This window comes from Thalassotalea sp. G2M2-11 (assembly GCF_017168195.1).
Taxonomy (GTDB): Bacteria; Pseudomonadota; Gammaproteobacteria; order Enterobacterales; family Alteromonadaceae; genus Thalassotalea_E.
This window is the reverse complement of record NZ_JADNYL010000001.1, coordinates 1,052,390-1,065,454: the sequence shown is the minus strand read 5'-3', so window position 1 is coordinate 1,065,454 and position 13,065 is coordinate 1,052,390. Positions and strand designations below refer to the sequence as shown.

The following is a 13,065-nucleotide window of genomic DNA, read 5'->3' as shown; positions in this document are numbered from 1 at the left end:
CACTAATATATTTACACTGCAGCATAGCTTCTTCTATACTGACTAATTAAGGTCAAACATCAGGGGCTTATTTTGCTTTTTATCCGTTCACTACTTTTGTTAGTAATGCTGTCATTGCCTACGGTTGCACGATCTGATCTTAAGCAACTCACTATTCTTACAGAAGAGTTTCCCCCTTATAACTATTCCGACGGTAAATCCGCACAAGGCATCAATAGTGAACAAGTAAAACAATTACTTAACAAAGTAGCACTAGAAAAACAAATAGAATTTTTACCTTGGAACCGTGCTTATCATATTGCTTTAAACCAAGCGAATGTGCTTATTTTTTCACTAGCCAGGCTTGAATTTAGAGAAAAAATGTTTCACTGGATTGGTAAACTTTCTGACACACAAATTTGCGCCTTTTCGCTAAAAAGCGCTTCTGAATTAAACGCAGTCAACACACTTGATCAAATGCAGCAATACAGAGTTGCCACGCAGCGAGACAGCCATACTAAACAAATTTTAGCAAATCAAGGTTATCGTAATTATCAGAATTTACTTGATGCCGAGTCCGTTGCTCATTCAATAAAATTACTCAACCATCAAAGGGTTGACTTTATCATTCATTCGAAAGAAGTGTTTTATTATCAGTTGAGCAATCTGGGAACGGACATTAAAAGTTTGATACAAACAAATTTTTGTATCAATACTTACCCACTCTATCTAGCGGCGAGTTTAGAGACACCATTAGCTACAGTAAAACAACTACAAGCTGCCTTTAAACAAATTAAGCAGCCGTAAATAAAGCGCTATTACAGCTCAAAATCACCAAAATCCATGTCGGATGAATTTGAATGACTTACTTTACTAGGAGGATCTAATAAGGAAGGTTGCTTGATCTCAACCGTTGCTTGCTCTTGCTTAGGTTTAACCTTGCCTTCTTTTCGTTTGCGTCGTTGAATACAACGCTTGATCACTTTCTGTTTGTCATCTGATGCTAAATTAATCCAATTTTGGCGCTCTTCACGTGTGCGATAGCAACCTTTACAATACCCTTTTTCGTCCGACTGACAAATGCCGATACAAGGGCTTGGAACATCAAAAAACTCTAACTGCATGGTAAACCTTAAGCCAAGAAAGAAAGCCTATACATTAACTATAACCTATAGGCTTATTTTATACTGATTAATTCAGCTTAAGCCAATTTATCTGTTGCGATATGATAATCAGGGTCTTCAATTAAATTTATTTCAACAAGGCTACCGGCTTTGGTAAGTAACTGCTTACACTCAGTATTTAAATGCCTTAAGTGCATGGTTTTCCCTTTGTTCAAGTATCGCTCAGCAAGCGTGTCTATTGCTTCTATTGCCGAGTGATCGGCAACACGTGAATTTCTAAACTCCACGATAATGTCATCACTGTCATTTTCAATATCAAATTGATCTAAAAAGTGAGTTACCGAACCAAAAAACAGTGGTCCATTCACGTCGTATACCGTTGAACCTTGCTCATTGATACTTCTAAGAACATTGACATGTTTTGCATGCTCCCACGCAAACACTAAGGCAGAAACTATCACGCCGACAACAACAGCGATGGCTAAATCTGTCGCAACAGTGACACCGGAAACCAATACAATAACAAAAGCATCTGATTTGGGAACTTTGTGCAAGATTCGAAAACTTGACCACTCAAATGTACCGATCACCACAATAAACATCACACCAACTAATGCGGCTAATGGGATCAACTCGATTAATCCAGAAGCAAATAAGATAAAACCAAGTAATGCTAATGCAGCGGTTATACCTGACGCACGCCCGCGACCGCCAGAGTTCACATTAATCATTGATTGACCAATCATGGCACAACCACCCATACCACCAAAAAAACCATTGACAGTATTAGCAGTGCCTTGAGCAACACATTCTTTATTACCCCGACCACGAGTACCGGTTAATTCATCCACTAACGTTAAGGTAAGTAAGGATTCAATCAAACCGACTGCCGCCAAAATTAACGCATATGGGAAAATAATTTTTAAGGTTTCAAGATTAAAAGGTACATTAGGGATAGCAAATTGCGGAAGGCCACCAGCTATTGAAGCACTCGGATCGTTTGTCATATCTCGAACAAAATCGACCACTGTACGAGCATCTAAGTTCAAGCTTTGGACTAATACAGTTACAACAATAATGGCAACAAGAGAAGAAGGGACTGCTTTTGTTAACTTTGGCAATAAATGAATGATAGCCATAGTCAACACAATCAAACCAATCATGGTAAAGAGTTGCTCGCCTTGCATCCAAGTTAGCTCTCCAGCAGCATTGGTCACCTTAAATTGCCCTAGCTGAGCTAAGAAAATAACAATAGCTAAGCCATTAACAAACCCGAGCATCACCGGATGAGGCACTAAACGAATAAATTTACCAAGCCTAAAGACGCCTGCCAGAATTTGCAGTACCCCCGTTAACACCACACAAGCAAATAAATATTGCACGCCATGCACAGCGACTAAACTAACCATGACCACAGCCATTGCGCCAGTGGCACCTGAAATCATACCTGGACGACCGCCTAAAATAGAGGTAATTAAGCCAACCATAAATGCAGCGTATAAACCAACAAGCGGCTCCACTCCAGCCACGAAGGCAAAGGCAACAGCTTCAGGCACTAATGCCAAGGCGACCGTTAAGCCAGATAATACATCATTTTTCAAATTACCAGTTTTACTGGCACGTAATTCAAACATTCTGCTCTCACGTAGTTGGTTATTAGCTAAATTCACACTTAGCTGTTTGATATTAAGTATTTACACTTAATCATAGAAGAAATTGAGTGAAAATCACTCAATGATAAAAAGCCGCGAATACTATAGATTTTTACGACAAATGTCAATAATGTTCAAACATTAACCAAGGATAGAGTAGTATATAACTACCTGATAAAACTATAAAAATATCTCAGATAGAAAACGGTTAATTTGATGATGCTTGCTGAGTTGTCTTTTCTCTCTGATATAAAAATTCTTTAATTTCATCACGAGAGCCTAAAATATGCTGTTTCATTAAGGCAACGGCTTTTTCAATATTTTTTTGTTTGCACAGAGCTAATAACTCATTATGCTCAGATTCCGCTTTAGAGATGCCACCAGCCCATAATAAATGCATACGAATATAACGATCGGCATTCTTATTAAGTGTATTCACTAAATCTTTCGTCTGTGGTCTGTCAGCACCTGAATATAAACAATTATGATAACTAGAGTTTAATTCACTCCAAGTATTCGCCGCATTTTCTTTGCCAAGTGACTGATTAAGTTTTGTTAAGATGGCTGTGGCTTCATCAAGTTTTTCATCAGATAAGTTCGGTATTGACGCTGCCAATAATTCCGCTTCAAGCATCGCTCTTAATTCAAACAGTTCATCAACTTGTTCAATATTTAACTCTGTTGCAGTAGCTCCTTTATGTGGTTCAAATGCAACCAGCCCTTCCGCTTCTAACTGCAAGAGCGCTTCTCTAATAGGAATACGACTAACGTTCAACTCATTCGCTAATGCCGCCTGACGCAAAGGTTGTCCAGCCTTGATCGCACCATTAAGGATCTTTTCTCTTAACGTTTCAACCACTAATTGGGTGCGTGTTTTATAAACTATGCTCATCCATCATACCAAATTACAACCTATTACATTGGCAACCATTATAAGCATTTAATCTTTAAAAAAAAGGAGCGATTACAAATAGCTCCTTTTATGAACTAATACCCTTTTCCAATATTATTGTAACTGTGCTGGCAATAGTTCTTTTGGCATATTTTGATAACAAATAGGACGTTGGAAACGCTTGATCGCTTCACTTCCAACAGAAGTTGTACGTAAATCTGTTGAAGCCGGAAAAGGGCCACCATGATTCATTGAGGCACACACTTCCACCCCTGTAGGCATTTGATTATAAATCAATCGCCCGACCTTGTGAGCAAGTGCCATACTTATCGCGTGACTTTGTTCACTATCATTGTCAGTCGCATGAATACTAGCGGTTAAATTACCTTTAAGTAAGGAAATCAATTCCATCATTTCTTGCTGATCTTTCAAGCGTAACATTAATGCACATGCCCCGAAGACTTCGATTTGTAATGATTTATTTGCTTTGAATGTTGCTAAGTCTGTGGCAAATAACGCTGCTTGACAAAAATGAGTCTTATCAGCTTGCCCCTTTGCTAACAGCTCAACGCCGTCAATGTTTTGCCATGTTGCAACCGCTTGTTTATAGCTATTAGCAATTTCAGGAGTCAGCATCACTCCGGCAGTTGTTGCCTGAATCGCTTCACTCGCTGACAGCTCAAAAGTTGAACAACTCTCATGAGTAATATACGCCCATATACCAGGACTCGTACAAAACTGCCCTTGTCCCATGATTAGTGATGCAACCAGTTCTTGTGCTAATATTCTGCCATCATTTGCCATTTTATCTTGCAAAATAAATTGCGGGTTAACACTGCCCAATTCACCATAAAATGGGATAGGTTCTTCTCGCTGATGAATTTGCTGTTGTAGGATCATACCGACACGCTGAGAACCAGTAAAACCAACCGCTTTAACTAAAGGGTCCATAATAATTTGGCTGGTAATCTGGTAGTTTTTGCCCTGAATTAATGAAAAAACACCTGCATCAATTCCACAAAGCGTGATCGCTCGACTAATTGCCTGAGCAACTAGTTCTGATGTACCGGGGTGAGCATCATGTGCTTTCATGATCACCGGACAACCAGCCGCTAATGCCGATGCGGTATCACCACCGGCTGTAGAAAATGCCAGTGGAAAATTACTCGCGCCAAAAACCGCCACAACCCCTAATGGTAAATAACCTAGACGAGTATCAGGTTTCGCCACTGGCTGACGATTCATATCAGCAACATCAATCACCCCTTGATATTCTCCTTGCTCAAGCAAGTTGGCAAACAACCCCAACTGAGCCACCGTTCGGCCACGTTCTGATTGAATTCTCAATGCAGGTAAACCGGTCTCAGCACACGCCATGTCAATTAACTCATCCCCAATAGCAATAATTTGCTCACCTATCGTTCGTAAAAAACTTGCTCGAGCTGTTGCTGGTAGCTGGCTATAGCTGACAAATGCCTGATCTGCACGCTCTATCGCGTGGCTAATTTCGATTTTGCTAGCTTGTGCAAATACTTCCTTCATTGCTTGATTACGAATCGCATCTGTGGCAGAAAAACCGGCTGTTAAATCTCCCGACCACTCCCCTGCAATTAAATTTTTTCCAGAAATCGTCATGTTATCTCTCTCTTAACGTTATTCTTCATTTTATGCTTATATTTACTGAACGATAAAACCCAGTGCATAGGGGTCATCATCATCAATCGTGATACAGTTACGGCCAAAAACTTGTGCACAGCCTTGTATACTAGGTTTGATCGCATTAATCACTCCTTGTGGTGTTGCTATTTCGATTACTTGTTCCACTTTGCCAACAAATTGACTCCCTATGTAGCTTTCATGAGTAAAACTATCACCAAGCCTCAACTTACCTTTAGCGAAAAGTTGCGCCATTCGTGCGCTCGTTCCTGTACCACAAGGCGATCTATCGATTGCTTTGTCTCCGTAAAACACAGCATTGGCACCATCTGAACCAACTGCTTGTGGCTGCCCTGTCCAAAGTACATGGCTCACACCATGCACCGTAGGATCTTCAGGGTGAATACATTCAAGTGATTTTTGCACCACGCTGCGCACGATCGGACTCCAATGTAAAATATCATTGGCAGACCACTGTTCAATCCCAGGAAAATTGACTTGCGGATCGACAATAATGTAAAAATTGCCGCCATATGACACATCAACGGTTAGTGAGCCTAACCCTGGAATTGTTAACTCAATATCTTGGTGGGCTAAAAATGCGGCTACATTGTAAATTTTCACCGCTGTGACTTTACCTGCGGACATTTGATAATCGACCTTGATTTGACCTGCGGGTACATCCAACACTAACCTTCCAGGTATTTTCGGGCTTAATAATCCGGCTTCAAGCGCCACGGTCACTGTACCAATAGTGCCGTGACCGCACATCGGCAGACAGCCAGACGTTTCAATAAACAAAATCGCCGCATCAGCATTTTCACTACAAGGCGGGTAAAGTAACGCCCCAGACATCATATCGTGACCACGAGGCTCAAACATTAAACCTCGCCTGATCCAGTCAAAATGGTTGATAAAGTCTTGACGTTTTGCACTCATCGTATCCCCTTTGAGATTTGGATGACCACTTGTCACTAACCTAACAGGGTTACCACAGGTATGGGCATCAATACAAAAAAACGTACCTTTGATCATACATTTACCTCGGTTATACCAAGTTATTGCTTGCCCATTGCCGAGCAAGCTAACTCACTAACCAACAAGGGTTAATCCAAATTGAACTTAGCTAAGTCAATACGCGTCGCCATTGCTTGATTATATAGCTGTTCAACACGTTCACGCTCTGATCCCACAAGTGGCATACGTGGAGCACGTGTCACTTCACTGCCTCTACCTGCTAATTGCTCACAAAACTTAATACATTGCACTAAGGTTGGGATGGTATCTAAACGCAACAAAGGTAAGAACCAACGCCAGATTTCTAGTGCCTCTTGAAAACGCCCTTCTCTGGCTAACTTATAAATTGCCACGGACTCTTGCGGAAAAACATTGGTTAATCCTGAAATCCAACCGGTACAACCTAGCATTAAGCTTTCAAGCGCAATATCATCAACACCACCAAAGACGATAAATCGATCGCCAAAAGCGGCAAATAATTCAGAGACTCTGCGGGTATCTTCCGTTGCCTCTTTAACAGCAACGATATTAGGTTCTTCGGCTAAAATTCGCATACCATCAATAGAAACATCCACACCATAAGTCACAGGATTATTGTAAATCATTATTGGTAAGCCACATTGCCGCGCTATTTGTTGATAATGTGCTATTGCTTCCGCTTCAGTTGAACGATAGACCATGCCGGGCAGTACCATTAAACCGTCAATACCAAGTTGTTCACACATTTTCGAATAGTCAATGGCAAACTGTGTCGTTGTTTCTGCCACCCCCGATATTAAAGGCACACGTCCTGCAACCACTTCCTTTACTGCAATCAAAATTGCTTTTTTCTCCTCTTGGGTATGAGAACAGTTCTCGCCTACCGTACCTAAGACAATGATCCCATCGACACCTTCTTTTATCAGTGAATCAACCATGTGCTGTGTTGCTTCTAAGTTGACAGACATATCGTCGTGATATTGAGTTGTGACTGCTGGGTAAACACCTTGCCAATTAACATTCATCATTTATTTATACCGCTGTTATTAAGTGAATGGTGTATTTTAAAACACCGTAGAAAATATATTAAATATTGTATACAATATTTAAATTCGTACAAGAGTTATTTAGTCATCAATTATATTCATGGCTAAACAGCAGCATCTAAAACAAAGTTAACGCCTTAATATTAATGGGTTAAATAAGAATATTCTTAGGAAATAGTCAATGAGCAACATGCAGTCAAACAACAAGGTCGCCGTTATTGGTGCCGGTATCATCGGAATAAATTGTGCGATTGAATTGCAGCAGCGGGGTTATCAAGTAACGCTTCTTGATAAAACAGGCATAGGACAAGCATGTTCAAAGGGGAATGCGGGTCACTTTGCCACAGAGCAAGTATTTCCAATGGCTGATGCTAAGTTATTAACACAACTACCGAAAATGTTACTCGATCCGCTCGGACCTATTTCATTATCGATAAAGTATTTACCTAAATCATTACCTTGGTTTATGCAATTCCTTGCCAATATGTTCAACAAACAACGGCTTAGTAATACCAAAGCACTACGTAGTTTGAATGAACGAGCCCTTGCTTATTACCAGCCATTGTTACAAGCCGCAAACGCTCAGCATTTATTTTCACAAAATGGCAGCTTATTAGTATTTGAACACACCGAACTGACACAAATAACCGCAATACAACAAAGTTACTTAGCACAGAATGTTAAAGTATCACTGTTAACGCGTGAGCAAGCCTTAATGTTAGAACCCAACTTAAGCCCTAACATCCGCTATGCGTTACATTTCACCGATGTCGGCCACACCATTAATCCTCTTGTTTTAAGTCAATGCTTGGCCAATTATGCCTTGTCGTTAGGGTGTCAGTTCCAGCAATTTGACGTCAATGATATAATTCATCACAGCAATTACGTGGCAGTCAGTGATAAACAACACACACATAAGTTTGATCAAATCGTGATTGCTACTGGCGCTTGGTCAACATCAATACTGGCTAAACTCGGCTACAAACTGCCATTAATCGCTGAGCGCGGGTATAGTTTAGATTTAAACGCACAAACGCTAAATAAGCTCTCTCGGCCAGTAGCGTCTGCTGAAAGGCGTTTTATCATCACACCTATGTCACACGGATTGCGTCTATCGGGTACGGCAGAATTTGCTAGCCTGTCACAAAAGCCAAATATGCGACGAGCCACTATGTTGCTCCAACATGCACAACATATCATCCAAGGTCTATCATCTCCTACCCAACCCAATGAGAACGCTTGGATGGGATGTAGACCATCTCTGCCTGATTCTTTACCTGTGATAGGAAAAGCCCCTAAACATCATAATATTAGTTTAGCCCTTGGTCATCAGCACTTAGGTCTGACACTTGGCGCCATTACAGGTAAACTGATTGGGCAAATTGTTTCAGGACAACAAACCGATGTTGATATTACCCCTTTTTGTTTAACTCGTTTCAACAAGTCATTGAGATAAAATGATCAGGGCGTGTTGATCTTTACTCGATAAAGCTGATATTCATTGACAAGTATCAATAAATGACTAGCGTTAACAAGGTAGACTTGAGATTGAATATGCTATGCATTTCATATAAATAACAAGAAAAATTATCTTTAACTGTTGATTTACAAGGGAGTTATGCAGGCTCAATTCATTGTTTTTTTTAAAGCACTGTTGGGAAGTTGTAAAGACTTACTCCCGATTATCTTGGTTATTGCTTTTTTTCAAATTTTAATTTTGCAACAACCGCTACCTAATTTATCCGATGTTTTTATCGGCCTCATGCTCGTCGTTCTAGGGTTAACCTTCTTTATTTATGGTCTTGAAATGGGCCTGTTCCCTATTGGAGAGTCTATGGCTCAAGCCTTTGCTCGCAAAGGTAGTATTTGGTGGTTATTAACCTTCGCTTTTTGTTTAGGTTTTGGAACAACAGTCGCTGAACCTTCGCTGATCGCGGTTGCAAAAGAAGCTGCAGTAGTTGCTGCCAACGGCGGCATCATTGAAAATAACGAACAAGTCAAAGAAAGTTATGGAGACGGCTTACGCCTTACCGTGGCCTTTTCAGTTGGCTTTGCCATTGTCATAGGTGTGTTACGTATTATTAAAGGCTGGCCAATCCACTACCTAATAATGGGTGGCTATGCCATGGTAGTATTAATGACCGCCTTAGCCCCTAAATGGATCATTGGTATCGCTTATGATTCTGGTGGAGTAACCACCTCAACGATTACTGTCCCTTTAGTGACAGCACTAGGTGTAGGATTAGCGTCTTCCATCAAAGGGAGAAACCCGATGATCGATGGTTTTGGCTTAATTGCCTTCGCTTCACTTACTCCGATGATATTTGTCATGGCTTATGGTATGGCGATCGGAGGCTGATATGAATTTATTACTCGAATTTTTCGCTACATTAAAAGCAACCGTCACTGATGTCCTCCCGATAATATCCATCTTGTTGGTGTTTCAACTAGTCGTCATCCGTAAGCCAATTCCCAAAGTTAAACAGGTGGGATTTGGTTTTCTTTATGTGTTGATCGGTTTAGCACTATTCTTACTAGGTCTAGAAAAAGCATTGTTTCCTTTAGGGAAAATGATGGCGCAACAATTAACAGATCCAAGCTTTATTTTATCAGAACAATCAACATCAGCGGCCATTAATTGGACTGATTATACTTGGGTTTATATTTTTGCCGCCGCCATAGGCTTTAGCACCACAATTGCCGAACCGTCACTTATTGCCGTTGCATTAAAAGCTGAAGAAGTCTCAGGTGGAGCAATTCATGCGAACAACTTAAGGATCTCTGTTGCAATAGGGGTCGCAATTGGTATTTCGGTAGGAAGCTTTCGCATTGTGGCAGGCCACCCAATTCATTACTACATCATTGCCGGCTATGTGGTGGTCGTTATCCAAACCATGTTTTGTCCCAAGCTTATTGTTCCTCTTGCTTATGACTCAGGGGGCGTCACAACATCAACAGTAACAGTACCACTTGTTGCTGCATTAGGATTAGGGCTAGCCAGTACCATTGAAGGCAGAAGCCCATTAATTGACGGTTTTGGTTTGATCGCATTTGCTAGCCTATTTCCGATAATTGCCGTTATGGCGTATGCTCAAATAACCCAAACTAAAACCGAACATCGTAAATACAAAAAAAGGTAAACAATATGCAATTTAAATTACTCATTGCTTTTGTTGATGACAATGTAACAGAAGCGGTTATGAAAGAAGCCAGAAGAGCTGGTGCAACGGGTGCCACTATCATCAATAATGCACGGGGCGAAGGGATCAAACGCCAACGAACATTCTTTGGTATGCAACTTGAAACACAAAGAGATGTCTTACTCTTTGTCGTTGAGAAGCATTTATCAAGAAAAGTATTGGAGCGTATTGCGAAAGTAGCCGATTTTGATGATGAGCCGGGTAAAGGAATTGCTATTCAAATTGATGTGGAAGACGCAGTGGGTGTTGCCCACCAAGTTGATAGATTAAAAGGTAAAGTTGAGGAAGAGTTATGAGCCATAAATTAATTCAAGTAAAAGATGCAATGACAAACAATTGCTATCAATTTGCTGATGGTATGCTCACCGTTTTAGAAGGGATAAAGCTTGCAAAAAAGCATAAAGTTAAAGCATTAATCATTAATAAACGCGACGAACATGATGAATACGGCATTGTAATGTTAGCCGACATAGCTAAACAAGTGATTGCCCAAAATCGCTCTCCAGAACGAGTAAACCTTTACGAAATCATGGCCAAGCCGGTGATTACAGTACCCTCCAATATGGATGTACGATATTGTGCAAGGTTATTCGAACGTTTTGGCTTACATACCGCACCAGTGATGGATAACCATCAAATCATTGGCATGGTAGATTATACCGATATGGTGCTCTCTCAAATAATTGAATAAGACATGAACAGCAAAAGATAAGCCACATTCTAGCTTTAACGTGGCTTATCGATATTCATATTAATTAACAAACTAGTGATGGTGCTATTCTGGCAACTCACAAGGCTTTTCAGACTGCACTATGGGCACTTTAACTTGGAAGCTACAGCCAGTATCGGTATCAAGAGACTTTATGGTGCCGTTTAATTTAGCTGTCACTAAATTATAAACGATATTCATTCCTAAACCAGATCCCCCCTGTCCTCGCTTGGTAGTGACAAAAGGATCAAAGATCCGGTTTTTCACTTCATCACTTAACCCTCGACCATTATCGCTGTATAGCAATGTTAAGTAACCTTCGCTTTCTGTAAAGCGAATATTGATCTCACCTTTATCTCGTCCTTCAAAACCATGAACATGGGAATTGGTCATAAAATTAGTCAAAATTTGGTTCCATGCACTTGGGTATGTTACTAAGTTAAAATCTTTATCCACAGAAATATTAATCTTGTAATCTTTTCGCTTAAATAAGGTTTTAACCGTATTGACCACATCATTTACATGTCGTGCCAGATTAATATTGAGCTCTGGATCTGTATGTTGCTCCACAGCCACCGATTTAAACCCTCGGATCAGTTCTACCGCTTTATTTAAACTGCGTTCAATAATTTCCTGATATTCTACCAACAGAGCCAAAGTTGATGTGAGTTTAGATTTAGTGAGGTTTTCATTTTCAACCGCTCGGTTCAAATCTATGACTTTTTCTTTCAACGCTGTGATAGAAGTAACACAAATGCCTAAAGGTGTATTAACTTCATGAGCAACCCCCGCCACTAACTGTCCCAACGACGCCATTTTCTCCGACTGAACTAATTGATCTTTTGCTAACGTTAAATCATCAAGCGATTGTTGTAACTGTTGATTGCTGGCAGCAAGCTTGGCGGTGCGATCATAAACTTTAATTTCTAATTCACCATTTAAGTTGATCAACGCATTTTCAGCTTCTTCTAACTTAACAATGTCATTCTTCAATGCTAAACGCATTTTATTGATCGCATCGGCTAGATCATCTAATTCATCTTTTCGCTTACTTCGTTCACTAAGCACTAACGGTTCATTGAGATTCTCTGTTCTAACATTCTGTGAATAGTCGGTGATGTGATAAATATGCCGCGTGATGACCCAATGCACAATAAACATGATAAACAACGCAACAATAAAGGTTTTAATAAACTCAGAAGTAATAATATAACCGGTTTGCTCCCACAAGCTTTGATAAATATCCGAATAATCAGCAGCAATATGAATGCTGCCGATATCATTATCACCATAGAAAATGGGGTAATCTACCACCTTCGTAGCAACAACATTTTCATCGCCATGTTGATACACTTTGTCAAAACTGGTGGTAATTTTAACAAAACGAATATCGGGTAATTTGGCGATCCCTTGGATCTGCTGCTGTACTAAAGGCTCATTAAAATCCCATAAACTTGTCGAGATCGATTGAATATAACTCGATTCAATATTATCAAAGCGCTGATCGAGCCGAGTTAGATCTTTTTCAAAAGCAATATAAACTTGAATAACAGTAGAAGCGATAGAAAGAATAGAGCTACAGAGTAAAATATAAATCAATACGCGTCGACTTAATTTATTGTTAAACGAGGCCGTTGTATTCATTTATTTTTTCCCTAAAGATGCAATACCCTAATTAAAATAGTCAATCTGATGGTTGTCAATAAATACTATTGCGCTATAACAAACTGTTAACAGAAAATGCTATTATTTTGAATTTTCAAAACAAAATTGCTTTATTATTTTAAGTTATTGACAATTATTTCACTCAC

The 13,065-nt window shown here is 40.0% G+C and carries 13 protein-coding genes; 6 read left to right on the top strand and 7 right to left on the bottom strand.

Annotation, left to right across the window (positions count from 1 at the left end; translation table 11 throughout):
- Window positions 1–72: 72 nt before the first annotated feature.
- Entirely contained in the window at window positions 73–786 is a 714-nt protein-coding gene (locus IV514_RS04575) for a transporter substrate-binding domain-containing protein (protein WP_206483705.1), read from the top strand.
- Between the two features lie 11 nt (window positions 787–797).
- Here the strand turns inward: IV514_RS04575 and IV514_RS04570 are convergent, their stop codons facing one another.
- The 6 genes from IV514_RS04570 to IV514_RS04545 form a co-directional block, all read right to left on the bottom strand.
- Window positions 798–1,103 carry a DUF1289 domain-containing protein gene (locus IV514_RS04570; RefSeq protein ID WP_206483704.1) on the bottom strand — a complete coding sequence of 102 codons (306 nt, stop codon included), beginning with the start codon at window positions 1,101–1,103 and terminating at the stop codon, window positions 798–800.
- Between the two features lie 77 nt (window positions 1,104–1,180).
- Window positions 1,181–2,737: a SulP family inorganic anion transporter gene (locus tag IV514_RS04565; RefSeq protein ID WP_206483703.1), complete on the bottom strand. Its 1,557-nt coding sequence runs from the start codon at window positions 2,735–2,737 to the stop codon at window positions 1,181–1,183.
- 226 nt (window positions 2,738–2,963) lie between these two features.
- A complete protein-coding gene (locus IV514_RS04560) occupies window positions 2,964–3,647 on the bottom strand; it encodes a GntR family transcriptional regulator (RefSeq protein ID WP_206483702.1) in 684 nt (227 codons plus the stop codon).
- A gap of 114 nt (window positions 3,648–3,761) precedes the next feature.
- Window positions 3,762–5,282 carry an aldehyde dehydrogenase (NADP(+)) gene (locus IV514_RS04555; RefSeq protein WP_206483701.1) on the bottom strand — a complete coding sequence of 507 codons (1,521 nt, stop codon included), beginning with the start codon at window positions 5,280–5,282 and terminating at the stop codon, window positions 3,762–3,764.
- 42 nt (window positions 5,283–5,324) lie between these two features.
- Window positions 5,325–6,338: a 4-hydroxyproline epimerase gene (locus tag IV514_RS04550; RefSeq protein WP_206483700.1), complete on the bottom strand. Its 1,014-nt coding sequence runs from the start codon at window positions 6,336–6,338 to the stop codon at window positions 5,325–5,327.
- 71 nt (window positions 6,339–6,409) lie between these two features.
- The gene (locus IV514_RS04545; protein ID WP_206484025.1) at window positions 6,410–7,324 is read right to left on the bottom strand and encodes a dihydrodipicolinate synthase family protein; all 915 of its coding nucleotides are present in this window, start codon (window positions 7,322–7,324) and stop codon (window positions 6,410–6,412) included.
- A gap of 202 nt (window positions 7,325–7,526) precedes the next feature.
- Between IV514_RS04545 and IV514_RS04540 the strand changes: the two genes are divergently transcribed.
- From IV514_RS04540 to IV514_RS04520, 5 genes are all read left to right on the top strand, one after another.
- Entirely contained in the window at window positions 7,527–8,801 is a 1,275-nt protein-coding gene (locus tag IV514_RS04540; RefSeq protein ID WP_346776895.1) for an FAD-dependent oxidoreductase, read from the top strand.
- A gap of 162 nt (window positions 8,802–8,963) precedes the next feature.
- Window positions 8,964–9,704, top strand: a complete 741-nt coding sequence (locus IV514_RS04535) for a DUF1538 domain-containing protein (protein WP_206483699.1) — start codon at window positions 8,964–8,966, stop codon at window positions 9,702–9,704.
- Between the two features lies 1 nt (window position 9,705).
- Entirely contained in the window at window positions 9,706–10,485 is a 780-nt protein-coding gene (locus IV514_RS04530) for a DUF1538 domain-containing protein (protein ID WP_206483698.1), read from the top strand.
- A gap of 5 nt (window positions 10,486–10,490) precedes the next feature.
- Window positions 10,491–10,841, top strand: a complete 351-nt coding sequence (locus tag IV514_RS04525; RefSeq protein ID WP_206483697.1) for a P-II family nitrogen regulator — start codon at window positions 10,491–10,493, stop codon at window positions 10,839–10,841.
- On the top strand, window positions 10,838–11,236 hold the full coding sequence (locus IV514_RS04520) for a CBS domain-containing protein (RefSeq protein ID WP_206483696.1): 399 nt from the start codon (window positions 10,838–10,840) through the stop codon (window positions 11,234–11,236). Before IV514_RS04525 ends, IV514_RS04520 begins: the two co-directional genes overlap by 4 nt.
- A gap of 84 nt (window positions 11,237–11,320) precedes the next feature.
- Here IV514_RS04520 and IV514_RS04515 read toward each other — a convergent pair whose 3' ends face one another.
- A complete protein-coding gene (locus IV514_RS04515) occupies window positions 11,321–12,898 on the bottom strand; it encodes an ATP-binding protein (protein ID WP_206483695.1) in 1,578 nt (525 codons plus the stop codon).
- Window positions 12,899–13,065: the final 167 nt, after the last annotated feature.

What these genes read in the sequence shown, in the direction of transcription:
- IV514_RS04565 (WP_206483703.1), bottom strand. Translation starts at nt 2,737, where the DNA reads ATGTTTGAATTACGTGCCAGTAAAACTGGTAATTTGAAAAATGATGTA.
- IV514_RS04525 (WP_206483697.1), top strand. Translation starts at nt 10,491, where the DNA reads ATGCAATTTAAATTACTCATTGCTTTTGTTGATGACAATGTAACAGAA.
- IV514_RS04550 (WP_206483700.1), bottom strand. Translation starts at nt 6,338, where the DNA reads ATGATCAAAGGTACGTTTTTTTGTATTGATGCCCATACCTGTGGTAAC.
- IV514_RS04545 (WP_206484025.1), bottom strand. Translation starts at nt 7,324, where the DNA reads ATGAATGTTAATTGGCAAGGTGTTTACCCAGCAGTCACAACTCAATAT.
- IV514_RS04555 (WP_206483701.1), bottom strand. Translation starts at nt 5,282, where the DNA reads ATGACGATTTCTGGAAAAAATTTAATTGCAGGGGAGTGGTCGGGAGAT.
- IV514_RS04570 (WP_206483704.1), bottom strand. Translation starts at nt 1,103, where the DNA reads ATGCAGTTAGAGTTTTTTGATGTTCCAAGCCCTTGTATCGGCATTTGT.
- IV514_RS04530 (WP_206483698.1), top strand. Translation starts at nt 9,706, where the DNA reads ATGAATTTATTACTCGAATTTTTCGCTACATTAAAAGCAACCGTCACT.
- IV514_RS04535 (WP_206483699.1), top strand. Translation starts at nt 8,964, where the DNA reads ATGCAGGCTCAATTCATTGTTTTTTTTAAAGCACTGTTGGGAAGTTGT.
- IV514_RS04560 (WP_206483702.1), bottom strand. Translation starts at nt 3,647, where the DNA reads ATGAGCATAGTTTATAAAACACGCACCCAATTAGTGGTTGAAACGTTA.
- IV514_RS04520 (WP_206483696.1), top strand. Translation starts at nt 10,838, where the DNA reads ATGAGCCATAAATTAATTCAAGTAAAAGATGCAATGACAAACAATTGC.
- IV514_RS04540 (WP_346776895.1), top strand. Translation starts at nt 7,527, where the DNA reads ATGAGCAACATGCAGTCAAACAACAAGGTCGCCGTTATTGGTGCCGGT.
- IV514_RS04515 (WP_206483695.1), bottom strand. Translation starts at nt 12,898, where the DNA reads ATGAATACAACGGCCTCGTTTAACAATAAATTAAGTCGACGCGTATTG.